The sequence below is a fragment of the Pseudomonas sp. Soil_N_39 genome, from assembly GCF_057655955.1.
Map to the genome: position 1 here is coordinate 1 of NZ_JBDGLI010000002.1, position 23,686 is coordinate 23,686.

Genomic DNA, 23,686 nt, shown 5'->3' on the forward strand with positions numbered 1-23,686 from the left:
ACCGGGTCGTTCGGAGGCTTTGCGCCTGGCAAAAATTCCTGTGGGAGCCGAGCTTGCTCGCGATAACGGTGGGTCAGTCACATCGATACTGACTGATCCGACGCTATCGCGAGCAAGCTCGCTCCCACAATGACCGGGTCGTTCGGAGGCTTTGCGCCTGGCAAAAATTCCTGTGGGAGCCGAGCTTGCTCGCGATAACGGTGGGTCAGCCAACATCAATGCTGACGGATCTGGCGCTATCGCGAGCAAGCTCGCTCCCACAATAACCGGGGTTGTTCAGGCACTTTGTTGCTGGCCCGAACTCCCCCCAATGGATCAACGGCTGGAAGTTTCCCCCGCCGGCAGCGGCTCCTTGCTGCGCCAGTGCGGCAGGGAGTTCCAGTAGCGCTGGCCCTTGGCATCGTCGTACATGCCTTCCCAACGGGCGATGACCAACACGGCCAGGGCGTTGCCGATGACGTTCAGCGCGGTACGGGCCATGTCCATGATGCGGTCGACACCGGCGATGAAGGCCAGGCCTTCCAGCGGAATGCCCACGCTGCCCAAGGTGGCCAGCAGCACCACGAACGACACGCCCGGTACGCCAGCGATGCCTTTGGAGGTGACCATCAGGGTCAGCACCAGTAGCAACTGCTGGCTGATGGACAAGTCGATGCCATACAGCTGGGCGATGAAAATCGCCGCGATGCTCTGGTACAGGGTCGAACCGTCGAGGTTGAACGAGTAGCCGGTGGGCACCACGAAGCTGCAGATGGCTTTCGGCGCGCCGTAGGCTTCCATCTTCTCGATCACCCGCGGCAGCACGGTTTCGGAACTGGCGGTGGAGTAGGCCAGCACCAACTCATCCTTGAAGATGCGCATCAGCTTGAGCACCGAGAAGCCGAACAGGCGGGCGATCAGGCCCAGCACCACGAAAGCGAAGAAGGCGATGGCGACGTAAACCAGGATCACCAGTTTCGCCAGAGGCAGAAGGGAGGCGAAGCCGAAGTTGGCGACCGTCACCGCGATCAGGGCGAACACACCGATCGGCGCGTATTGCATGATCATGTGGGTGACTTTGAACATGCTTTCCGACACGCCCTGGAACATTTTCACCAGCGGTTCGCGCAGGTCCGATTGCAGGCTGGACAGGCCCAGGCCGAACAAGACGGAGAAGAAAATGATCGGCAGCATCTCGCCACGGGCGACGGCGGCGAAGATGTTCGACGGGATCAAGTTGAGGATGGTCTGGATGAACGCATGTTCATGCTGGACTTCCGCGGCCGTGGCCTGGTACTTGGAAATGTCCACCGTGCCCAGGGTGCTCATGTCGATGCCGCTGCCCGGCTGGAAGAAGTTGGCCAGCAGCAGGCCGACGACGATGGCGATGGTGGTGACGATTTCGAAGTAAAGGATGGTCTTGAGGCCGATACGCCCGAGTTTCTTGGCGTCACCGACCCCGGCAATGCCGACGATCAGCGAGGAAATCACGATCGGGATCACGATCATCTTGATCAGGCGGATAAAGATGTCGCCCGCCGGTTGCAGTACGTTGCTGATCCACCAGGCCTTCTCGGCACTGAAATGGTTGAGCAGCGCGCCCAATGCAATCCCCAGCACCAGACCGATGAGGATCTGCCAGGCGAGGCTTAGTCGTGCCTTCTTCATATCGTTACCCTTACTTCAGTTGGACTCGGGCAGTGGCGTGAACGGTCCGTCGATGACCACGAACTCTGCATTGCCTCTGCCCCGTATAAGGTCACCCCGAGCGCGCTAGCGGCTGACTGGCAGGCGAAAAAAGGCGCAACTATTGCGATGCCAGGGGGGCTCGTCTAATGCCGTAAACGCCTACCCCATGCCGAATCGGCATGAGATTTTCCAAACGAAACCCGCCTCACAGGCGGTTCGAAGGCGACATTTTTGCAGGCATAATTGCCGTAAACCGGCCATTTCAGCGTCTCTGGGCTTTCTCAGCCGAGGTTGGGAGCCGTTGAAACGGCGACGCATCGAGACGCGATTCACGAGAGAAATCGTCTCGGTATTCTCCGATATACGGTCAGGGAAAGGGTAAAAAATTGGCGGGAGGAGACAAAATGCCGCATCGGGGGTCGCTTGCGACACGAAGCTCTACGCAAGTTCGCCAAGCCGTGAGGGCTTTGCGAACTTGCGTCACAGCTTTTACCTGACCCGGCCCTTTCGCAGGCACCCCTTGCGCCCGTAGGTCACTCCGACGCATATCCGTCAGAACGTCCCGGCCCCCTGGTCATGCACCGGCCCTCCTCGGGCTGTGCAGCAGAGAAAAGCAGGGCTGCTTTTCCCATTTTCAGAATCAATACCAGTTCGGATCTTTCTTGAGTTGTTCCCTTAACAGTTTCTGCATACCTTCATCGGGATTACCGAGGAAACGGTAGTCGGCATGACGGGTCGGCGATTTGTCGGCCGGCAGTCCGGCAGGGACCTCCACCAACATGGCATAGGCCTCGTCCTTGTCGAAACTGAAGGCGACGATCAGACGCTTGCTGCGACACGTGGCCTGGGTTTCACACAGCGGTCCCACCAGGTACTTGTCGCCGTCTTCCTCGACAGCATTCATTTGTTCCGAATCGCCTGACAGGTTCATCACCCATTCGGGCAGGCGCTCTTCTTTTTTGACGACGTGCTGCCAAGTCTCGCGGTATTGCGGGTCCGCCTCCAGCAACTGGTTGGCACGCATCTGTCCGTCATTGGCAGCCATTGCCATGGCACTGCCGCCCAGCAACAGGGCGGCGGCCAGTCCTTTTAAGGAAACGCTCATGGTCAGCCTCGGCCACGGCGGCCAAAGAAGAAGGAAGCAATGAACATCACCAGGAACACGACAAAGAGAATCTTGGCGATGCCCGTGGCGGTGCCTGCGATACCACCGAAGCCCAGTACGGCGGCGATGATGGCAATGATCAGGAAGGTAATTGCCCAGCTCAACATGGTGATTCTCCTTACGCTTTTCTATTTAGTGAGGGTCTTGCAGTGATGGTTCCGGCGCAGTGGACGACCGGTACATCGGGTTAAAACACCCAACGTTCTTCACGCGGCATGTCGGTCACTGGCTGAGCCTGATCGACCTCCATCATGCGCATGGAAGCGGAAGCCTCGGCGACGCTGACGGCGCTGAAATGGGTTTGTGGGGCACGGTGAATCGACACCTGCGGCGCTTCTGGCTGTTGACGTTCGTGCCAGAGCAACCATTGCTGACCAACAACGAGCGTGACCAACAATGCCAGGGCAGCCCATAAGCCCTGCTGGATATTCAAGGAAGAGAGTCGAAACTGGGCGGCACATTGACGATTCATCCTGAAATTCCTCCCCACCCGGGTGTGGTGATCTGGTTGAGGCGCTCTTACGCCACGTTGACCAGAGCAGTGCAGCCGGCGTGCCAGGATTTTTTAAGAGATAAAATTCTTTAAAATCAAAGAGTTATCAAATGACCACGAGAGCTGGGGGACGCATCCTGCACGATGACCCGCGCGAACGTCGTGCGAATTGCACGAACGGCAGGGAAAAGGCGTAAGGTGGTTCTGAAGTTTCCTGTCAGACGCAGCCGTCGGAATCAGCGATACGAACCGTCCCCCCGGACAAATCACAAAAAAAGGAACTCAAATCAGTCTTTTAGGAGTCAGACGTCTACAGAGGCAAGTTCGGTGGGTAATATCCCCTCAGAATCGACCATGCAACTTGCCCGATTTTTCTGACACTAACCAACATCATTCATTAAAGGAGCGTAGGAAAAATGGAATCCGCCACTGAGCACCAAGGCCGCATTCTGCTGGTAGACGACGAGTCCGCCATCCTGCGTACGTTCCGTTACTGCCTGGAAGACGAAGGCTATGCCGTTGCCACCGCCAACAGCGCCGCCCAGGCCGACACACTGCTGCAACGCCAGGTGTTCGACCTGTGCTTTCTCGACCTGCGCCTGGGCGAAGACAACGGCCTGGATGTGCTGGCACAAATGCGCATCCAGGCGCCCTGGATGCGGGTGGTGATCGTCACCGCCCACTCGGCCGTCGACACCGCGGTCGATGCGATCCAGGCCGGGGCGGCCGACTATCTGGTCAAGCCTTGCAGCCCGGATCAATTGCGCCTGGCCACCGCCAAGCAACTGGAAGTGCGCCAGTTGTCGGCGAGGCTCGAAGCCCTTGAAGGGGAGGTGCGCAAGCCCAAGGACGGCCTCGATTCCCACAGCCCGGCGATGAAAGTCGTGCTGGAGACCGCGCGCCAGGTTGCCAGCACCGACGCCAACATCCTGATCCTCGGCGAGTCCGGTACCGGTAAAGGTGAGCTGGCCCGGGCTATCCATGGCTGGAGCAAGCGTGCGAAGAAATCCTGCGTCACCATCAATTGCCCTTCACTGACCGCCGAGTTGATGGAAAGCGAATTGTTCGGCCACAGCCGGGGGGCCTTCACCGGCGCCAGCGAAAGTACGCTGGGGCGTGTCAACCAGGCCGACGGCGGCACGCTGTTTCTCGACGAGATCGGCGATTTCCCCCTGACGTTGCAACCCAAGTTGTTGCGCTTCATCCAGGACAAGGAATATGAGCGGGTAGGGGATCCGGTCACCCGCCGCGCCGATGTGCGGATTCTCGCCGCCACCAACCTCAACCTTGAAGACATGGTGCGCGACGGGCGTTTTCGCGAAGACCTGCTGTATCGCCTGAACGTCATTACCCTGCACCTGCCGCCGTTGCGTGAACGCGCCGAAGACATCCTGACCCTGGCCGATCGCTTCCTGGCCCGCTTCGTCAAGGAATATGCGCGCCCGGCTCGAGGCTTCAGCGACGAGGCTCGCGAAGCGCTGCTAGGCTACCGATGGCCCGGCAACATCCGCGAACTGCGCAACGTGGTCGAGCGCGCCAGCATCATCTGCCCACAGGAAAAAGTCGAAATCAGTCACCTGGGCATGGCCGAGCAGCCGGTCAACAATGCGCCGCGCATCGGTGCCGCATTGAGCCTCGACGAACTGGAAAAAGCCCACATCGGCGCGGTGCTGGCCACGGCCGACACCCTCGATCAGGCAGCCAAGACGCTGGGTATCGATGCCTCCACGCTGTATCGCAAACGCAAGCAGTACAACCTGTGAGCAACACCTTATGAAACTGGCGATGAAGCTGCGCACACGGCTGTTTCTCAGTATCTCGGCCCTGATCACCGTGGCATTGCTGGGATTGGTGCTTGGGTTGGTCAGTGTCATGCAAATGGCCAGTACCCAGGAACAAGCGGTACGCGACAACTTCATCCTGCTGGACCTGGGCCTCAAGCTGCGCCAGACCCTTGGCGATCAGTTGATAATCATGCTCGACGACGAGCCCGACCTGGCTGCTCTGGAGGCCTCCAAACAGCAATACCTGGCGCTGATCGACGAGGGGATCGCCCATGAAAGAAAGCTGGACAACACGGCCATCAGCTTCAGCCGGGCCAAGGCCGACTACGTTGAATTTATCGAGGCCTTCACCGCGTCTCGCCAGCTCTCGGGCGTCAAGGACCTCACCGAAAAATTCAACGTGCTGCGCAATGGACTGATCGAAGGTTATCGCGAGGCCCTGACCAACATCAGTGAAACTCAGGACCGCGCCCGTGAACGTGCGATGTGGATTTCCGGACTGCTGGGCCTGGTGGGGTTGGCGGTGCTGATCATCGGCTTTATCACGGCCCATGGTATTGCCCGGCGATTCGGCGCGCCGATCGAGGCGCTCGCTGCGGCGGCGGATGACATCGGCCAGGGCAATTTCGAGGTCACGCTGCCCATTTCTTCCGCCGCCGAGTTGAATCTGCTGACCCGTCGTTTCGGGGTCATGGCCCAGGCACTGCGCGAACATCAGGCCACCAATGTCGATGAGCTGCTCGCCGGCCAGCAACGTTTGCAAGCGGTGCTCGACAGCATCGACGACGGCTTGCTGATGATTGATCGCCAAGGCCAGCTGGAGCACCTCAACCCGGTGGCCCAGCGTCAATTGGGCTGGGACGAGGCGCGCCTGGGCCAAGGGCTCGGCGAGGCGCTGGGACGCCTGGAGCTGGATGAAGAACTGCATCTGGTGCTGCGGGGGGGAACCCTGGAACGTGCGCCGGAAGATCTGAGCATCGAGGTCGACGGCGAGTCGCGGGTGCTGACCTACAGCCTTACGCCGGTCAGCCACACCCAAGGCCACATCCTCGGTGCGGTCATGGTGCTGCATGACGTCACCGAACAGCGCGCCTTCGAACGGGTGCGCAGCGAGTTCGTCCTGCGGGCCTCCCATGAGCTGCGCACGCCGGTGACGGGCATGCACATGGCGTTCGGCCTGTTGCAGGAGCGCCTGCACTTTCCACCGGAGTCGCGCGAGGCGGACCTGCTCAACACCGTCACGGAAGAAATGCAGCGGCTGATGCAACTGATCAATGACCTGCTGAATTTCTCTCGCTACCAGAACGGCCTGCAAAAGCTGACCCTGGCGCCTTGTTCCATCGACGATCTGTTGGAAGAGGCCCGGCTGCGATTTGCCGAGCAGGCCCAAGCCCAGGGTATCGAGCTGCTCGTGGCAATCCAGGGCCCGCTGCCGCGGCTGCATGCCGACGCGGCGCAACTGGATCGCGTGCTTGATAACCTGATCGACAACGCCATGCGCCACACCGGCGAAGACGGCCAGATCCGCTTGCAGGCCCGACGCCATGGCGAGCGGGTGATCATCAGTGTCGAAGACAACGGTGAAGGCATTGCCTACGGCCAGCAAGGACGGATCTTCGAACCTTTCGTCCAGGTCGGGCGCAAGAAGGGTGGCGCCGGCCTCGGCCTGGCTCTGTGCAAGGAGATCGTCCAGCTCCATGGCGGACGCATGGGCGTTTATTCAAGGCCGGGGCAGGGGACGCAGTTCTACATGGCGCTGACGGTATGAGCAGACTTAGGCTTCATCATCGAGGCGACGTCCACGCAGGCGTCGGCCACGGGTAATCAATTCGATGAGCTGCACCGCGCTGAGGGCATGGGCGAACAGCCAGCCCTGGCCGAACCTCACGCCTTCGCTGCTCAAGTAGGAGGCCTGGGCTTCATGCTCGATGCCTTCGGCGATCACCTTGAGTTGCAGCGCGTGGGCCATGCGGATGATGTGCGGGGCCACACCGCTGCTGGCGGCATCGTGGCCCAAGGCGTCGATGAAGGCCTTGTCGATCTTCAGACAGTCCACGGGCAGGGTTTGCAGGTAGGCCAGGCTGCAATAACCGGTGCCAAAGTCGTCGATCAGCACCTGATGCCCAACATCGCGCAACGATTGCAGGTTATCCCGGGCGACCAACACATCGATCAGCCCGCGCTCGGTCACCTCGAAGGCAATCTGGTTCGCCGAGACCCGATGCAACGCCAACAGGCGAGCGATCACTTCGCCAATACGCGGCACCATCACATCGCAGGCCGCCAGGTTCACCGAGATATACAGCTGCGGATTGGCCCGTAACACCTGACCCAATTGATCAAACAGCCGCTGCAGCACGAAATCGGTGATCTGACGGATCTGACCGGTGTTCTCGGCCATCGGGATAAACAAGTCCGGGCTGGTCAGGGTGCCGTCCGGTCGTCGCCAGCGCAGCAAGGCTTCGGCGCCGACGCAGTTGCGGCTGTCCAAGTCGAAAATCGGCTGGTAAAGCACCTGCAATTCGCCACGCCTGATGGCCCCGTGCAGTTCAGCATCCATGGACTGGCGGTGGCGGGCGAGCAGAAACACCTGGAAACCAATGCCCAGGCCCAGCACCAAGCTGATGGGCAGCATCCACCAGGCACTGTTCGGGACCTTGAAACCTTTGCGCTGGGCGATCAGCACCAGCTGGTATTCCGGGCTGTCGGTGGGCATCCGGTAGATCAGCCGGGTCTGCGTCACCTGCAAAGCATTCCGGCTTTTCGGTGGCCAAGGCTCTGCGGGCGGCCAGTGTTGTTGAGTGCCCAACACGGGAATGGCGCGCTTGCCGTGATCCAGGACCACCAGCAAGCTGCTACCCGGGGGCAGGTCGACCACGTCGGCCAAATGCCCACGGGAGGTGGCCACTCGGAAGTTGCCACGGCCCAGCATTAACGCCGCGCGGTCTTCGTTGGGTTCAGTGGTGGTATTGAGCCAATAGCTGTAGGTCGGACCCCGCAGATCGGGCGGGCGGGTCACCGATAACCTGCTCTGGCGCGGACGATTGGAACAGACGCCACCGCCATCGATATACACCGCTTCATAAACGAAACGGTAATTGAAGCTGACCTCTCGCAAGGTCGCGATCATGTCATCGTCGCAGCCGCGCAACGGCTGGTTTTGCAGGTCATCGAGACTTTCACGCAATTGCCCGAAGAGCTGCTCCAGCCGCAGCAGAAAGCGCTCGCCCTGGGCATTCATCTGATCGCTTTCACGTTGCTGGATCTGCTGCACGACCACGAACAGACTGCCCGCCAGCAGCAGGAGGGTACTCAGGGCAGCCGCCATCATCGCCAGGAACAGGGGGCGATGTAGCCAGCTCTGTAGGGTTTCGCGGGCAGCCGTCATCATCGGTAATCCGAAAGTTACCAATGAGTTATAGCTTCTGATTTGGGTTTGGTCCGATTCGTCGGACGGGCGTCATTATTTTGTCTGGTTGAGCACCTGCAAAATCGCCGCGCTTTGCGCGTCCGGTGTGCCATCGAAGCGGGTCGGCCGGTAGTGCATCTGGAAGGCGGCCAGCACATGGTGTGTGGCCACGTCCCACTCGCCGGTCTGGGGCGTCGGGTAGCCCAGACGGGCCAGCTCGGCCTGGAACCAACTGGCAGGCGGTAGCTGTGTTGCGAAGAAAACCTGCTGGCGTGCGACGGCCTGTTCATCCGGCCACACCCCCAAGCCCGCTTGCGCCAGGCGCTTCCAAGGGAACAGCGGCCCCGGATCGAGCTTGCGCAGGGGCGCGATGTCGCTGTGGCCGATGATGCTGCGTGGGTTGATCCCGTTGCGCTGGATGATGTCCTTGAGCAAAACGGTCAAGGCCTGGACCTGGGCTTCGCTGTAGGGATACCAGAGGCGCCCGGTGGGCGTGTCGACGAAACCCGGATTGACGATTTCGATGCCGATGGAACTGGAATTGAGCCAGGTCCGGCCTTCCCATTCACTTTCCCCGGCGTGCCAGGCGCGGCGACCTTCGTCCACCAATTTGTAGATGGTCGCGTCTTTATCGTCGCCAATCAGGTAATGGGCACTGACTTCGCCATGGGTCAGCAGGGCCAGTGAACGCTCCAGGGACGCAGAGGTGTAATGCACCACCACGAATTGGATGCGGTTGTCGTGGTTGACGGAAGGGTGACTGGTGTCGAGCCGCGGGCCGCTGGTACAGCCGGCCAGGATAAATAGGGCAGTGATGAGCGAAAAGAATTTCATGGCGGAAGGCATTACGCGCTGGAAGTAATGCAACAGTGTAACGTATCGCCCCGCGATGATCCGTTGCGCAGGACGATATTAAACAAATTGGAACAATTAGCCCTCAGCCCAGCTCCACGCGGTTGCGCCCGGCATTTTTTGCCCGGTAGAGCGCCTGATCGGCTCTTTTCAGCACCGAATCGCTGTGTTCGCCCGGCTTGAAGGCCGTTATGCCCACCGATACCGTCACCGTGACCGGCTCGCCCTTGAAGTGAAACGGGCAGGCTTCGATGGCCACACGCAGCGCCTCGGCCAGCTTGGCGCCAGCCGCCAGGGGGGTATCCGGCACCAGCAAGACAAACTCCTCGCCACCAAAACGCGCAATGAAATCGCCGCCACGCAGGCGTTTGCGCAGGACCGAGGCGATCAGTTTCAACACCCGATCACCGGCCAGATGGCCGTAGTTGTCATTGATACGCTTGAAATGATCAAGATCGAGCATGGCCAACAGCAAGCTGTTGCCGTGCTGCTGCCACTGGACGATTTCATGCTCCAGGCGCTCGGACCAGGCGGCGCGGTTGGGCAACCCGGTGAGCGGATCGACCAGCGCTTTTTGCCGCTGCTCCTCGAGATTTTCCCGCACGACCTGGGCGTCCTGCTCCATCAGCGCGACACGATCGGCCAGGCTTTTCAGGCGCATCGAGACTTCCTGTTCGCGTTGATCCCGTTGCTGGCGGTGTTGGTCCATCGTCCCGAGCAAGCCTTCGAGGTGATTCTCCAGCACCTGCTTGAGGCCTTCCAGGTCATCGGCTTGTTGCACGCTGCTTTGCAGGCCGTCCACCTGTTCGCGAATCTGGGTGTCCATTTCCCGAGAGGCCGACAAGTTGTCGGCGTGGTCTTCACTGGCGGCCTGCAGGCTGCTCTGGAAGGACTCGAGACGATCATTGAGGCGTTGCAGGTACGCTTCGAATTCATGCTGGCCGGTGTCGGTGATGGCCAGCATCAGCACCGCCAGATCATCGAGGATCGGTAGCAATTCGTACCAGTTCAAGCCATTTCGCAGCCGTTCACGCATAGCTTCGGCTTGTGGCCGATGACGCTCGGGCAAGGTCAGGTCGCCCAACAGGCCCAGCAAAGTGTCTTCGATGTGCTTGGCGACCGAGCTGTAGGACGGTTCCGGCGAGTCGGGCAGGGCGTATTGGGCGTCGGCCACATCGGCGGCGGCCAGGGGCTCGCCTGGCTCGGCTTCTGCTGGAGGCGGCGAAGGGTCGGGGAGGGCCTGTGGCACCTCATCGGACCTCAGCTCGTCGGGATTTTCCAGGACGGGTGCCGCTACCGGGAGGTCGTCGGCGGCCACCGCCTGCAATGGGGCAGGCTCGGCGGCTTCGTCCGGCTCGCTGATCGGCGGAGCCACTTCGGCTACAGGTACCGAGACGGGCGTCGGTGCGGGTTCGGTCTGCGGCGTAACCAAATCGACCGGTTCGGGCGTTGCCTCCAACGTGGATGCTTGCTCCGCTACCGACGGGACTGGTGCTGGTGCTGGTGCTGGTGCTGGTGCTGGTGCTGGTGCGACGGATGCTACGTCAGTTGCCGGCTCAACGGCTACGACAACTGGCAGGGCCGCGTCTGCCGGAGGTACCACGCTGGCCTGGGCAGGCGCTTGGGGCTGGGGCGTCGCGTCCTCATGGCCTTGGCCACCAAACAACCGTTGCAGCAATCCGGGGCGACTCGGTTCGACAGGGGTGTCCAGGGCACTCAGTGCCTTGCCTTGCAAGCCGCTCAATTCGCTGAGCAGCAGTGGAATCTCCCGGGCCTGGCCAACCCGCTCTTCCAACTGCTTGGAAAATTTCTTCAGGGGCCGGCTGACTTCCTTCGGCAGTGGCAGGCTCTGCAACTGGGCAACCAGGGCCGTCAAAGCGGTGCTCATCTGCTCGATCCGGGTTTCGCGGCGCTGCTCGGAATCGAGTACGGCTTTCTCCAGGCGCGGCAGCAGGGCGGCGAGACCGGCGTCCATGTCATCGGTGCGCACCACTTCGCGCATCTCTTTCATGCATTGGTCGACAGCCCGGTCAGTGCCTTCGGCGGCCAGGGTGCTGCGCACCAGGCCACGACGCAGCAAGTCCAGCCGAGCATCCCAGCGGCGCTCAAGCTTTTCCTGCTGTTCGATACTCTTGAGGTACTTCTCTCTCCAGCGTTCGGCGTCGTCGCTCATTCATCGGATCCGCGAGGGGCAGTACTCAGCACGGGGAATGCATCGGCCGTGAGCGAACCCGGCAAACGAATTTCTACCGCGACCGGCAGGTGATCGGAAATGGGTTGGGCCAACACCTCGACGCGCTCGAGGGTCAGGGTCGGGCTCAACAGGATATGGTCCAGGCAGCGCTGGGGGCGCCAGCTGGGGAATGTCGCTTCCAGTTGTGGTGCGAGCAAGCCGAGATCGCGCAGGGGCGAGGTCTGCAGCAGGTCGGTGGCGTGGGTGTTCATGTCGCCCATCAGTATCTGATGCTTGTAGCCACCGATCAGCTCGCGAATGTACGCCAGTTGCATCGTCCGGGTACGCGCCCCGAGCGCCAGGTGCATCATGACCACAACCAACGCCTCCGGACCTTCGCCGAAACGCGCAAGGATCGCCCCGCGCCCTTTGGGGCCCGGCAGCGGATGATCTTCGATCGCCCACGGGCGCAAGCGACTCAACACACCATTGCTGTGCTGGCCGAGACGGCCGAGGTTGCGATTGAGTTGCTGGTACCAGTAGGGGAAGGCGCCCAATTGGGCCAGGTGTTCCACCTGATTGACGTAGCCTGACCGCAAGCTCCCGCCGTCGGCCTCTTGCAGGGCTACCAGGTCGAAGTCCTTGAGCAGGTCGCCGATCTTCTGCAAGTTACCGGCACGCCCGGTGTGCGGCAGCAAATGTTGCCAGCCGCGGGTCAGGTAATGCCGGTAGCGTTCGGTGCTGATGCCCACCTGGATATTGAAGCTGAGCAGCCGCAAGCGGCTGTCGCCAGGCAGGCCCGTGGACGCGACATGATGCTCGTTGACCCGTGGTTCATGCAGGCCAACGATGCGTTCGGTACTCCAGCGGGCCATGGGCGTGGGCCGCGCTTAGTTGGCGGCAGCCTTGGTGGCCGCTCGCTCTTTGGCGATCAATTGGTCGGCCAGTTGCAGCGCTTGTTCGGCACCACCGGCAGAACCGATGTCAAAGCGGTATTTGCCGTTGACGATCATGGTCGGTACGCCGGTGATTTCGTATTTCTTCGCCAGCTCACGGGCTTTCTTGATCTGGCCCTGGATGGCAAAGGAGTCGAAGGTAGCGAGGAACTTGTCCTTATCAACGCCCTGGGTCGCGAGGAATTCCGCCATGTCTTCTTTCTTGACTAGCTTCTTGCCTTCTTTCTGGATCGCGTTGAAAACCGCCGCGTGAACCTTGTGCTCGACGCCCATGGCTTCGAGGGTCAGGAACATTTGGCCGTGGGCGTCCCATGGGCCGCCGAACATGGCAGGGATGCGGACGAAGTTAACGTCCGACGGCAGCTTCTCGACCCATGGATTGATGACCGGTTCAAAAGCGTAGCAGTGCGGGCAGCCGTACCAGAACAGTTCCACGACTTCGATCTTGCCAGGCGCCGCTACAGGAACGGGGTTGGTCAATTCGACATAGGGTGCGGCGGGCTTTTCAGCCGCTTGGGCAGTCATGCCGAACAGGCTGGCGGCGACGAGCGCGGCGCTGATGATCAGATTACGCATGCTTTACTCCTGGACAATGAGGGGGCCTCGCAAGGCCTGCTTCTAAGACAGACCGTGGCGGGTGCAAGTTCTCTAGTGTAACGGCAGCGGCCACAAAAAAGGGCGGCCAAAGCCACCCTTTTGATGCTCGCATCGACAGATTAATCGAGCGTTAACGTTGCAAGAGGTGTATCCCCTTGCAACGGCCTTAGTGCAGACCCTGGATGTAGCTGGAGACTGCCGCGATGTCTTCGTCGCTCAGCTTGCGAGCGATGGTGCGCATGGTCATCGCATCGCCGTCATTGGCACGACCGCCTTCTTCCTTGCGGAAATCGGTCAGTTGCTTGGTGATGTACTGGGCATGCTGACCGCCCAGGTGAGGGAAACCGGCAGCCGCGTTGCCTTTGCCATCCGGGGAGTGGCAACCGGTGCAGGCTGGCAGGCCCTTGGCCAGGTCGCCGCCACGGAACAGCGCTTCACCGCGTGCCACGAGCTTCGGATCAGCGGCGCCGACGCTGCCCTTCTGGCTGGCGAAATAGGCCGCGATGTCCGCCAGGTCTTGATCGTTCAGGTTATTCAGCAGGCCGGTCATTTCCAGCACGACACGCTTGCCGTCCTTGATTTCCTTCAACTGCTTGACCAGGTAACGCTCGCCCTGACCCGCCAGTTTCGGAAAGTTGGGCGCCATGCTATTGCCATCCGGGCCGTGGCAGGCCCCGCATACGGCAGCTTTCGCCTGACCGGCAGTAGCATCGCCAGCGGCGTGGGCTACGCCGGATATCCCCAAGGTCAACAGCAGACTCACGATCAGTTTGTTCATCAGCTAATCCAACTACGGCTAAGGGTTAAAGAGTTATGGACCGGGTTTACTCGCTCATCCACTGGATGATGGCTCGGTAATCCTCGGCACTGCAGTCCATGCACAAACCACGCGGCGGCATCGCCTTGAAACCCTGGGTCACGTGTTGCACCAGCGTCTCCATACCTTTCGCCAACCTCGGCGTCCAAGCTTCCTGATCGCCCTTGCGGGGCGCCATGGGGAGTTGGCCGGAATGACAGGCACCACAAACACGGTTGTACACAGCTTCCGGATCCTGTGTAGCCTGAGCGCTGTAAAGCGGCATCAAGACACCGGCAGCTAGCAGCCATTTCGTCATAAAACGACCTTTTCAGGGTTGGGAACGAGCTGCGTTCTAATGCGCAATTTCGGTCGGTCGCTCCCGTGAACTTCATCCTACGCTGGGACAAAGCGCACACAAAATCTGCGGCATTATATACTGGCGTCACTGAAACGGAAACGACACAGCTTGCCGCGTCCATTCCCGACGCCGCCCACATCGGAAATCCCATGCAACTGAAGAACCCCATCCTTGGCCTGTGCCAACAGTCCACCTTCATGCTCAGCGCTGCCAAAGTCGATCAATGCCCAGACGACGAAGGCTTCGAAGTGGCGTTTGCCGGGCGTTCCAACGCCGGCAAATCCAGCGCGCTGAACACCTTGACCCATGCGAGCCTGGCACGCACCTCGAAAACCCCGGGTCGCACGCAGCTCTTGAACTTCTTCAAGCTAGACGATGAACGGCGTTTGGTCGACCTGCCCGGCTACGGTTATGCCAAGGTCCCGATCCCGCTCAAGCAACACTGGCAGCGCCACCTGGAAGCGTACCTGGGCAGCCGCGAGAGTTTGAAAGGCCTGATCCTGATGATGGACATTCGCCATCCGATGACCGACTTCGACCTGTTGATGCTCGATTGGGCGGTCGCCAGCGGCATGCCGATGCACATCCTGTTGACCAAGGCCGACAAGCTCACCTACGGCGCGGCGAAAAATACCTTGCTCAAAGTGCAGTCGGACATTCGCAAGGGCTGGGGCGACGCGATCACTATCCAGCTGTTCTCGGCGCCCAAGCGCATGGGCCTGGAAGAAGCCTACACAGTGCTGGCCGACTGGATGGAATTGGCGGACAAGGGCAGCGACGAGGCCGAATAAGCCAAATCGCAGGCAAAAAAAACCCCGGACTTCTTATGGGGAGGGGGAAGTTCGGGGTCCAAGTTCCGGACCGCTAGGGCGGGGTCCAGATATCTGCCAACACTTAACACAACATAGGAGCATTGAAGGGCTTCACCAGCCATTCAGAATCTCTGAGTGGCGATTCACGGGTTTAGTTCAGATTATTTTTGGAAATAACCTTAGGAATTTTCCGAACTAATGAGGCCGCACCTGGGTTTTGGGGGACTCAATGGGCCCAGATTGTCTGGGCTGACGCTATCGCGAGCAAGCTCGCTCCCACAGTGAATTGGTGTTGGCTCGATAGTCGGCTCGACACAAAACGCCTGTGGGAGCGAGCTTGCTCGCGATGACAATCTTTCACTCCCCAGCTCTATCAGCCCCCCCCCTGTGGCGAGGAGGCCTCAGGACAAAAGGATCAGTGCGCCTCGTCCCAGTTATTGCCCACGCCCACTTCCACCAGCAGCGGCACGTCCAGCGTGGCGGCGGTGCTCATGTGCTGGCGGATTTCCTCGCGCACCTGGTCGACCAGGTCTTCACGCACTTCCAGCACCAGTTCGTCGTGGACCTGCAGGATGACCTTCGCATCCAGCCCGGACGTCGTCAGCCAACGGTCCACGGCGACCATGGCTTTCTTGATGATGTCGGCCGCCGTGCCCTGCATCGGCGCGTTGATGGCGGTGCGCTCGGCGCCTTTGCGCAGGGCCGGGTTTTTCGCGTTGATGTCCGGCAGGTACAACCGGCGACCGAAAATGGTTTCGACAAACCCTTGCTCGGCCGCCTGGGCGCGGGTGCGTTCCATGTACGCCAGCACACCCGGGTAGCGAGTGAAGTAGCGGTCGATGTAAGCCTGGGACTGCTTGCGATCAACGCCGATCTGCTTGGCCAGGCCGAACGCGCTCATGCCATAGATCAAGCCGAAGTTGATCGCCTTGGCGCTGCGGCGCTGGTCATGGGTGACGGCTTCCAGCTCGACGCCGAACACCTCGGCGGCCGTGGCCCGGTGCACGTCCAGGTCGTTGCGAAAGGCGTGGAGCAGCCCTTCATCCTTGGCCAGGTGCGCCATGATCCGCAGCTCGATCTGCGAATAATCCGCCGCCAGCAGCTTGTAGCCTTTCGGCGCGACGAACGCCTGGCGGATGCGTCGGCCTTCGGCCGTGCGAATCGGGATGTTCTGCAGGTTCGGGTCGATGGACGATAGGCGCCCGGTCGCGGCGACGGCCTGCTGGTAATTGGTGTGGACGCGGCCGGTACGGCTGTTGATCTGTTCCGGCAGGCGATCGGTGTAAGTGCTCTTGAGCTTGCTCAGGGAGCGGTACTGCATCAGCACCTTGGGCAGCGGGTAATCCTGCTCCGCCAACTCGGCGAGCACCGCTTCGGCAGTGGACGCCTGGCCCTTGGCGGTTTTGCTGAGCACCGGCAAACCGAGCTTTTCGTACAGGATCACGCCCAATTGCTTCGGCGAACCCAGGTTGAATTCCTCACCGGCGATGGCAAACGCCTCACGCTCCAACGCCACCAGTTTTTCGCCCAACTCGACGCTCTGTACGCCCAGCAGGTTGGCATCCACCAACGCACCCTGGCGCTCGATGCGCGCCAGGACCGGCATCAGCGGCATTTCGATGTCGTTGAGCACCGGGCCCAGGCTTGGCGTGGCGGCCAGTTTTTCCTGCAAGGCCTGGTGCAGGCGGAAGGTCACGTCGGCGTCTTCGGCGGCGTAAGGGCCGGCCAGTTCCAGGGAGATCTGGTCGAAGGTCAGTTGCTTGACCCCTTTGCCCGCGATGTCCTGGAAATCGGTCTTACTCTGGCCCAGGTACTTGAGCGCCAGGCTGTCCATGTCATGGCGGGTCGCGGTGGAGTCCAGCACATAGGATTCGAGCATGGTGTCGAAAGCGATGCCCTGGACCAGAATGCCATTGTCCTGGTCGCCACCAATGGCGCAGTTGGCCAGGATGTTGGTTTCGAACTTGGCGTGCTGGCCGACCTTGAGCTTGTTCGGGTTTTCCAGCAGTGGCTTGAGCGCCTTGAGCACCGTGTCGCGGTCCAGTTGTTCCGGCACGCCCATGTAGGAATGGGTCAGCGGGATGTAGGCCGCTTCGAAAGGGGCCACGGCGAACGACAAGCCGACCAGTTGCGAATGCTGGGCATCGCCGCCGTTGGTTTCGGTGACAAAGGCAAACAGCGGCGCTTTGTCCAGTTTCGCCAGCCACGCCTCGAAGCGCGCCTGATCGAGAATGACCTCGTACTTGGCTTCGGCGCCGCCGGGCTGTTCTTCGGCAACTTCGACGATCTCCTGGCCGGCACGCTTGGCGTCGCGCTGGTTTTCTTCGAACCAGCTCTTGAATTCCAGCAGGGTATACAGCTCGGCGAGCTTCTCGTGATCCGGTTGGCCCATTTGCAGATCATCGAGGCCGACGTCCAACGGCACGTCGACCTTGATCGTCGCCAGCTCATAGGAAAGGAATGCCATTTCCTTGTGCTCTTCAAGCTTGGCGGCCAGGGTCTTGGCGCCACGAATGGGCAGGGTGGCGACGATGTCCAGTTGCGCATACAGCTCGGTCAGGCCGCCATTGACGCCTACCAACAGGCCAGATGCGGTCTTCGGCCCGATACCCGGAACGCCCGGGATGTTGTCGGACGAATCGCCCATCAACGCCAGGTAATCGATGATCTGCTCTGGAGCGACGCCAAACTTCTCCTTCACGCCAGCCACGTCCAGGGCGCTACCGGTCATGGTATTGACCAAGGTAATGTGCCCGTCGACCAACTGCGCCATGTCCTTGTCGCCGGTGGAGATCACCACCGGACGGTCGGCCGCCGCGCTGCTGCGGGCCAGGGTACCGATCACGTCATCGGCTTCGACGTTGTCCACGCACAGCAGCGGGAAGCCCAGGGCCTTGACGCTGGCATGCAGCGGCTCGATCTGCACGCGCATATCGTCGGGCATGCTTGGGCGGTTGGCCTTGTATTCGGCGTACAGCGCATCGCGAAATGTCCCACCCTTGGCGTCGAACACCACGGCGAACGGACTGTCCGGATACTGCTTGCGCAGGCTCTTGAGCATGTTCAACACGCCCTTGACCGCACCGGTCGGCAGGCCTTTGGACGTGGTCAGCGGTGGCAGCGCGTGAAAGGCGCGGTACAGATAAGAAGAACCGTCCACCAGGACGAGGGGGGCTTGGCTCATGAGCAGGATCAACCTTTTCGGCGGGTCCGGGGCTAGAATAGCGGGACCGTTGACGACAAAGGGACAAGGTTATCATGCGTACACTAAATCGCCTGTTACTGGCTGGCTTGTTTGCAATCACCCCGTTGGCCGTCATGGCGGCGGACGACGCACCCTCGGCGGACCCGGACGTCACCATCCGCACCGAAGGGGATAGAACCATTCAGGAGTATCGGCAAAACGGCTTTTTGTACGCGATCAAGGTCACGCCCAAGAACGGCAAGCCTTATTTCCTGGTACGCGCCGATGGCACTGATGCAAACTTCATCCGCTCGGACCAGCCGGATATGCTGATCCCTTCGTGGAAAATCTTTGAGTGGTAGTACCGCTCTGCACTTCAACCGGCGCCCGCTGAAGGGCGCCCGTACTGGCAGTTTTAACCATGTCTGTGTTCACGCCCCTGGCTCGGCCCGAGCTGGAAACCTTTCTCGCCCCTTACGGGCTTGGCCGTCTGCTTGATTTCCAGGGGATCGCCGCTGGCAGCGAAAACACCAATTTCTTTATCAGCCTGGAGCAGGGCGAATTCGTCCTGACCCTGGTCGAGCGCGGCCCGGTGCAGGAAATGCCGTTCTTCATCGAACTGCTGGACGTACTGCACAACGCCGACCTGCCGGTGCCTTACGCCTTGCGCACCACCGACGGCGTCGCACTGCGGGAACTGGCGGGCAAACCGGCGCTGTTGCAACCGCGCCTGGCCGGCAAGCACATCAAACAGGCCAACGCCCAGCATTGCGCCCAGGTCGGGGAATTGCTGGCGCATCTGCACTTGGCGACCCGCGACAACATGATCAAGCGCAAGACCGATCGCGGCCTGGACTGGATGCAGGAGGAGGGCGCCAAGCTGCTCTCGCACCTCGACGCAGAGGCGCGCCAGTTGCTCGAGGCGGCGCTGGATGAAATCGCCCGGCAGAAGGTTGGCATCCTGGCGCTGCCACGCGCCAACATCCACGCCGATCTGTTCCGCGACAATGCGATGTTCGAAGGCACGCACCTGACCGGCTTGATCGACTTCTACAACGCCTGCTCCGGGCCGATGCTGTATGACGTCGCCATCGCCTTGAATGACTGGTGCTCGGATGACGACGGCGTGCTCGATGGTGCCAGGGCGCGAGCGTTGCTGGGTGCCTATGCGGCGTTGCGGCCGTTCACCGCCGCCGAGGCCGAGCTATGGCCGACCATGCTGCGCGTGGCGTGCGTGCGGTTCTGGCTGTCGCGGTTGATCGCCGCCGAGTCGTTTGCCGGGCAGGATGTGTTGATTCACGATCCGATGGAGTTCCAGCAGCGATTGGCGCAGCGGCAGACGGTTCACGCACAGTTGCCTTTTGCCCTGTAACAGCCAGCAGGCGCGAAGCTGAATGCTCTTGTGGCGAGGGGATTTATCCCCGCTGGGCTGCGAAGCAGCCCCCAAGAAATATCTGCCGCCGCAGCGCATCAGACTGAAAGCAAGGGGCTGCTTCGCAGCCCAACGGGGATAAATCCCCTCGCCACAGGGTCTGCGTTGGTAGGCTATAGCGACTCCAGGCACCCCGCCAAATCATTCCCCAACTTCTCCAACAACTGCTCATACCCCTGCGCCGTCGCCGGGGTGTAGCCGCCCAGTGCATCCAGCTCCGCCAACTTCACCGGCAACCCGGCCACCAGGGTTTCGGCCAGGCGCGGGCGCAGGGGCGGTTCGCTGAACACGCAGGTCTTGCCCACCGCTTGCAAGCGCGTGCGCATCGCCGCCACATGCTGGGCGCCGGGCTGGACTTCGGCGGCCACGGCGAATACCCCGGCGTGCTTGAGGCCGTAGTTGTCTTCAAAATAGTCGAACGCTTCGTGGAACACGAAATACGGTTTGCCCGCGACCCCGGCCAGGCGCGTCTTGAGGCGCGTGTCCAAGGCGTCGAGACGCTGGTTGAAGGCCGTGAGGTTGCTTTGATAGCGGGCCGCGTTCGCTGGATCCGCCGCGCTCAGGTCCGTCGCCATTTTGGCAGCGATCACCCGCGCATTGTGCGGCGATAGCCACAGGTGGGCATCCACGGTGCCGGGGCGATGGTCGTGATCGTGTTCATCGTCGCCATGGTCATGATCCTCGTGGGAGGCGCTGTCCTGGGCGAAGTGACGCAACTTGAGCCCCGGCAGATCCTGCACCGCAACGGAGGGCAGGGTACGACCGTTCAACACCCGCGGTAGGAAACCTTCCATGTCAGGCCCAATCCAGTACAGCAGGTCCACCGACTGCACCTTGCGAACATCCGACGGCCGCAACGCATAGTGATGCGGCGAAGCCCCTGGCGGCAGCAACACCTCTGGAACGGCTACGCCGTCCTGCACGGCGGCGGCAATCAACTGCAACGGCTTGATGCTGGTGAGGACCTTGACGTCGGCCTGAGCCGGGCCGATCAGTAGAAAACTTGCGACAAAAGCGACAAAGAGCGAAAAAAATCGGGACACGATGACCACTCGTAGAGGCGAGAACGGGTAACATAATAACGTCTCTCACTGAACTCGTCGCTGCCCATGCCTATTACGCCCCTTGCCAGTCGCCCCCACGACCACTCCCACTGCGTGCACAGCGCGCTGTCCGAGGCCGACGCCATCTGCGCGCGCCAAGGGTTGCGCCTGACCGCCCTGCGGCGGCGCGTGCTGGAATTGGTCTGGCAGAGCCACAAGCCGCTGGGCGCCTACGACATCCTCGCCGTACTCAGCGAGCAGGACGGCCGCCGCGCCGCGCCGCCAACGGTCTATCGGGCGCTGGATTTCCTCTTGGAAAACGGCCTGGTGCATCGTATTTCTTCGCTGAACGCCTTCGTCGGTTGCAACCATCCCGAGCACGCCCACCAGGGCCAGTTCCTGATCTGCCGCGAATGCCACGCCGCCATCGAGCTGGAACAGAAGTCCATCAGCGATGCGATCATCACCAGCGCCAAGGAGGTCGGCTTCGTGGTCGACACCCAGACCGTCGAAGTGGTGGGTCTGTGCTCCGGCTGCCAGGGGGCCTGATGAGCAACGCGCTGATCCGCCTCGAGCAGGTGGCCGTGACGTTCGCCGGACAGAACGTGCTGGACAACATTCACCTGAGCGTCGAGCCGGGGCAGATCGTGACCTTGATCGGCCCCAACGGCGCCGGCAAGACCACTCTGGTGCGCGCCGTACTGGGTTTGCTCAAGCCCGACAGCGGCAGCGTCTGGCGCAAGCCCAGGTTGCGCGTCGGTTACATGCCGCAAAAACTTCACGTCGATCCGACGCTGCCGCTGTCGGTGCTGCGCTTCCTGCGCCTGGTGCCGGGGGTGGACCGCGCACGGGCCTTGGCCGCGCTCAACGAAGTCGGCGCCGAGCAAGTGATCGACAGCCCGGTGCAAAGCGTGTCCGGGGGCGAGATGCAGCGTGTGCTGCTGGCCCGCGCCCTGTTGCGCGAGCCGGAATTGTTGGTGCTCGACGAGCCGGTGCAAGGGGTCGATGTGGCGGGTCAGGCCGAGTTGTACAGCCTGATCACGCGCCTGCGCGACCGCCATGGCTGCGGCGTGCTGATGGTGTCCCACGATTTGCACCTGGTGATGAGCACCACCGACCAGGTGGTCTGCCTCAACCGCCACGTCTGCTGTTCCGGGCATCCCGAACAGGTCAGCGGCGATCCGGCTTTCGTCGAGCTATTCGGAAAAAACGCACAAAGCCTGGCGATTTATCACCACCACCATGACCACGCCCATGACCTGCATGGCTCGGTGGTCAGCGCCCCTTCCGCTTCCAATCATGTTCATGGAGATGGCTGCAAGCATGGCTGATTTTCTGTTGTACGCCCTGCTCGCAGGCCTGGCACTCGCCCTGGTCGCCGGCCCCTTGGGTTCGTTCGTGGTCTGGCGGCGCATGGCCTATTTCGGCGACACCTTGTCCCACGCGGCGTTGCTCGGCGTGGCCCTGGGGTTTCTGCTGGATGTCAGCCCGGCGGTGGCAGTGACCGTCGGTTGCCTGTTGTTGGCGGTGGTGCTGGTGACCTTGCAACACCGCCAGCCGCTGGCGTCCGACACGCTGCTGGGTATTTTGGCACCGAGCACCCTGTCCCTCGGGCTGGTGGTACTAAGCTTCATGCATGACGTGCGGATCGACCTGATGGCCTATCTGTTCGGCGACCTGCTGGCGATCAGCCCGACGGACCTGTCTTGGATCCTGGGCGGTAGCGCGGCGGTGCTGCTGTTGCTGGTGGCGCTCTGGCGGCCATTGCTGGCCGTTACCGTGCACGAAGAGCTGGCCCGGGTCGAAGGCTTGCCCGTGCTGGGTTTACGGTTGGCGCTGATGCTGCTGATTGCGGTGGTCATCGCCGTGGCGATGAAAATCGTCGGTGTGTTACTGATTACGTCATTGCTGATCATTCCAGCGGCTGCGGCACAGCGTCACGCCCGCTCACCCGAGCAGATGGCCCTGGGCGCGAGCCTGCTGGGCATGCTCGCAGTGTGTGGCGGGCTGGCACTTTCCTGGTTCAAGGACACCCCGGCCGGCCCGTCTATCGTGGTCAGCGCCGCTGCGTTATTTCTGCTGAGTTTTGTCCTGCCTCGTCGAGGGGTGTAGACTTGCTCGCTTTTTGCGCAAATAGAGAGTCGCAGGAATGAAGCCGTTCGCCTCCCGTTATCTGCTCCTTGTCGCATTTTCCCTGCTGCTGGGCGCGTGCCAGAGTACACCGCCGGTCACCCAGGCTCCCGATACGCGGGGCCCGGCCATCGCACAGCTCGAGCAAAGCCTGGCCAGCAATGAGCTGGCCACCGCCGAAGGCCAGTTGGCCGCCTTGCAAGCCCAGTCGCCGGAAGACCGGTCGCTGGAACCTTACCAGCGGCAACTGGCCGAGGCGTATTTGCGCCGCAGCCAGATCGACTTGCAAAAAGGCGACGTCAATGCCGCCGCCACTGCCCTGAGCCGCGCCCGAGCACTGATGCCCAAGGCCCCGGCCCTCACCGGCGAGGTCAACAGCGCCATTGCCGAGGCCCGCAAGGCCGAGCTGGAAAAAGCCGAGGCCGACCTCAAGGCCGCCGAAGCCAAACCGGTCGCCAAGGTGATCGATCCGAGCGCCCCCAGCACCACGGTTGCGCTCAACCTCGCCGATATACAGCAAATGCGCCGACAACTGGATGCCATCGCCGCTGATGTGGTGAATTATCAGTGTGACGTCAGCATCCAGGCGCCGCGCACCGATGACTATCCATGGTTGGCGACGTTGCTGACCAAGCGGGTCAAGAAGCTGGACCCTGGGTTTGATCTGAAGCTGCAGAAGCAGATTTTGCGCAGTGTGCCGGCCCAGGTCGTGCTGACTCCGCGTAAGCCTTAAAAAGCATCGCGAGCAAGCTCGCTCCCACATGGGGTTTAGTGATCGACACCTAACCCCTGTGGGAGCGAGCTTGCTCGCGATAGCGTCCTACCAGACAA

General features: G+C 61.4%; 22 protein-coding genes. 9 read left to right on the forward strand and 13 right to left on the reverse strand.

Annotation, left to right across the window (positions count from 1 at the left end; translation table 11 throughout):
* Positions 1 to 315 precede the first annotated feature (315 nt).
* From gltP to AC3A5O_RS02370, 4 genes are all read right to left on the reverse strand, one after another.
* Positions 316 to 1,647, reverse strand: a complete 1,332-nt coding sequence (gltP, locus tag AC3A5O_RS02355; protein WP_122567720.1) for a glutamate/aspartate:proton symporter GltP — start codon at positions 1,645 to 1,647, stop codon at positions 316 to 318.
* A gap of 661 nt (positions 1,648 to 2,308) precedes the next feature.
* Positions 2,309 to 2,773, reverse strand: a complete 465-nt coding sequence (locus AC3A5O_RS02360) for an inhibitor of vertebrate lysozyme family protein (RefSeq protein ID WP_354335950.1) — start codon at positions 2,771 to 2,773, stop codon at positions 2,309 to 2,311.
* A gap of 2 nt (positions 2,774 to 2,775) precedes the next feature.
* Entirely contained in the window at positions 2,776 to 2,940 is a 165-nt protein-coding gene (locus AC3A5O_RS02365; RefSeq protein ID WP_003177151.1) for a DUF1328 domain-containing protein, read from the reverse strand.
* Between the two features lie 80 nt (positions 2,941 to 3,020).
* On the reverse strand, positions 3,021 to 3,305 hold the full coding sequence (locus AC3A5O_RS02370; RefSeq protein ID WP_305468993.1) for a hypothetical protein: 285 nt from the start codon (positions 3,303 to 3,305) through the stop codon (positions 3,021 to 3,023).
* Between the two features lie 437 nt (positions 3,306 to 3,742).
* On the opposite strand from AC3A5O_RS02370, the gene algB reads away from it, so the two are divergent.
* Positions 3,743 to 5,089, forward strand: a complete 1,347-nt coding sequence (algB, locus tag AC3A5O_RS02375) for a sigma-54-dependent response regulator transcription factor AlgB (RefSeq protein ID WP_305468991.1) — start codon at positions 3,743 to 3,745, stop codon at positions 5,087 to 5,089.
* A 10-nt stretch (positions 5,090 to 5,099) separates the two neighbouring features.
* Positions 5,100 to 6,878 (forward strand): ATP-binding protein, encoded by a 1,779-nt coding sequence (locus AC3A5O_RS02380; RefSeq protein ID WP_305468989.1) that lies wholly within the window; start codon positions 5,100 to 5,102, stop codon positions 6,876 to 6,878.
* A gap of 6 nt (positions 6,879 to 6,884) precedes the next feature.
* Here the strand turns inward: AC3A5O_RS02380 and AC3A5O_RS02385 are convergent, their stop codons facing one another.
* The 7 genes from AC3A5O_RS02385 to AC3A5O_RS02415 form a co-directional block, all read right to left on the reverse strand.
* Positions 6,885 to 8,498 carry an EAL domain-containing protein gene (locus AC3A5O_RS02385; RefSeq protein WP_487752895.1) on the reverse strand — a complete coding sequence of 538 codons (1,614 nt, stop codon included), beginning with the start codon at positions 8,496 to 8,498 and terminating at the stop codon, positions 6,885 to 6,887.
* 75 nt (positions 8,499 to 8,573) lie between these two features.
* A complete protein-coding gene (locus AC3A5O_RS02390; RefSeq protein WP_122567716.1) occupies positions 8,574 to 9,353 on the reverse strand; it encodes an N-acetylmuramoyl-L-alanine amidase in 780 nt (259 codons plus the stop codon).
* Between the two features lie 103 nt (positions 9,354 to 9,456).
* Positions 9,457 to 11,544: a GGDEF domain-containing protein gene (locus tag AC3A5O_RS02395; protein ID WP_487752819.1), complete on the reverse strand. Its 2,088-nt coding sequence runs from the start codon at positions 11,542 to 11,544 to the stop codon at positions 9,457 to 9,459.
* Positions 11,541 to 12,419 carry an endonuclease/exonuclease/phosphatase family protein gene (locus AC3A5O_RS02400; protein WP_122567714.1) on the reverse strand — a complete coding sequence of 293 codons (879 nt, stop codon included), beginning with the start codon at positions 12,417 to 12,419 and terminating at the stop codon, positions 11,541 to 11,543. The genes AC3A5O_RS02395 and AC3A5O_RS02400 overlap by 4 nt, the downstream gene beginning before the upstream one ends.
* A 15-nt stretch (positions 12,420 to 12,434) precedes the next feature.
* Positions 12,435 to 13,076: a thiol:disulfide interchange protein DsbA/DsbL gene (locus AC3A5O_RS02405; protein ID WP_305468986.1), complete on the reverse strand. Its 642-nt coding sequence runs from the start codon at positions 13,074 to 13,076 to the stop codon at positions 12,435 to 12,437.
* 187 nt (positions 13,077 to 13,263) lie between these two features.
* A complete protein-coding gene (locus AC3A5O_RS02410; protein ID WP_305468984.1) occupies positions 13,264 to 13,875 on the reverse strand; it encodes a c-type cytochrome in 612 nt (203 codons plus the stop codon).
* A gap of 46 nt (positions 13,876 to 13,921) precedes the next feature.
* Entirely contained in the window at positions 13,922 to 14,212 is a 291-nt protein-coding gene (locus AC3A5O_RS02415; RefSeq protein WP_003196231.1) for a c-type cytochrome, read from the reverse strand.
* Between the two features lie 191 nt (positions 14,213 to 14,403).
* On the opposite strand from AC3A5O_RS02415, the gene yihA reads away from it, so the two are divergent.
* Entirely contained in the window at positions 14,404 to 15,045 is a 642-nt protein-coding gene (gene yihA, locus AC3A5O_RS02420; protein ID WP_122567711.1) for a ribosome biogenesis GTP-binding protein YihA/YsxC, read from the forward strand.
* A 436-nt stretch (positions 15,046 to 15,481) separates the two neighbouring features.
* Here yihA and polA read toward each other — a convergent pair whose 3' ends face one another.
* Positions 15,482 to 18,250, reverse strand: coding sequence for a DNA polymerase I (gene polA / locus AC3A5O_RS02425; RefSeq protein WP_122567710.1), 2,769 nt, complete (start codon positions 18,248 to 18,250; stop codon positions 15,482 to 15,484).
* Between the two features lie 74 nt (positions 18,251 to 18,324).
* On the opposite strand from polA, the gene AC3A5O_RS02430 reads away from it, so the two are divergent.
* On the forward strand, positions 18,325 to 18,612 hold the full coding sequence (locus tag AC3A5O_RS02430; protein WP_014335817.1) for a DUF2782 domain-containing protein: 288 nt from the start codon (positions 18,325 to 18,327) through the stop codon (positions 18,610 to 18,612).
* A 59-nt stretch (positions 18,613 to 18,671) separates the two neighbouring features.
* Positions 18,672 to 19,622, forward strand: coding sequence for a homoserine kinase (locus AC3A5O_RS02435; protein WP_487752820.1), 951 nt, complete (start codon positions 18,672 to 18,674; stop codon positions 19,620 to 19,622).
* A 173-nt stretch (positions 19,623 to 19,795) separates the two neighbouring features.
* Here the strand turns inward: AC3A5O_RS02435 and znuA are convergent, their stop codons facing one another.
* Positions 19,796 to 20,725 carry a zinc ABC transporter substrate-binding protein ZnuA gene (gene znuA, locus AC3A5O_RS02440; protein ID WP_122567707.1) on the reverse strand — a complete coding sequence of 310 codons (930 nt, stop codon included), beginning with the start codon at positions 20,723 to 20,725 and terminating at the stop codon, positions 19,796 to 19,798.
* Positions 20,726 to 20,791: 66 nt separating this feature from the next.
* On the opposite strand from znuA, the gene zur reads away from it, so the two are divergent.
* The 4 genes from zur to AC3A5O_RS02460 are packed head-to-tail and all read left to right on the forward strand — an operon-like array spanning position 20,792 to position 23,588.
* On the forward strand, positions 20,792 to 21,274 hold the full coding sequence (gene zur, locus AC3A5O_RS02445) for a zinc uptake transcriptional repressor Zur (protein ID WP_122567706.1): 483 nt from the start codon (positions 20,792 to 20,794) through the stop codon (positions 21,272 to 21,274).
* Complete coding sequence (gene znuC, locus AC3A5O_RS02450) at positions 21,274 to 22,056, forward strand: zinc ABC transporter ATP-binding protein ZnuC (RefSeq protein ID WP_060739886.1); 783 nt, start codon at positions 21,274 to 21,276, stop codon at positions 22,054 to 22,056. The genes zur and znuC overlap by 1 nt, the downstream gene beginning before the upstream one ends.
* On the forward strand, positions 22,049 to 22,837 hold the full coding sequence (znuB, locus tag AC3A5O_RS02455) for a zinc ABC transporter permease subunit ZnuB (RefSeq protein ID WP_003196213.1): 789 nt from the start codon (positions 22,049 to 22,051) through the stop codon (positions 22,835 to 22,837). The genes znuC and znuB overlap by 8 nt, the downstream gene beginning before the upstream one ends.
* A 37-nt stretch (positions 22,838 to 22,874) precedes the next feature.
* On the forward strand, positions 22,875 to 23,588 hold the full coding sequence (locus tag AC3A5O_RS02460) for a PA5502 family lipoprotein (RefSeq protein ID WP_305491417.1): 714 nt from the start codon (positions 22,875 to 22,877) through the stop codon (positions 23,586 to 23,588).
* The last annotated feature ends 98 nt before the right edge of the window (positions 23,589 to 23,686 follow it).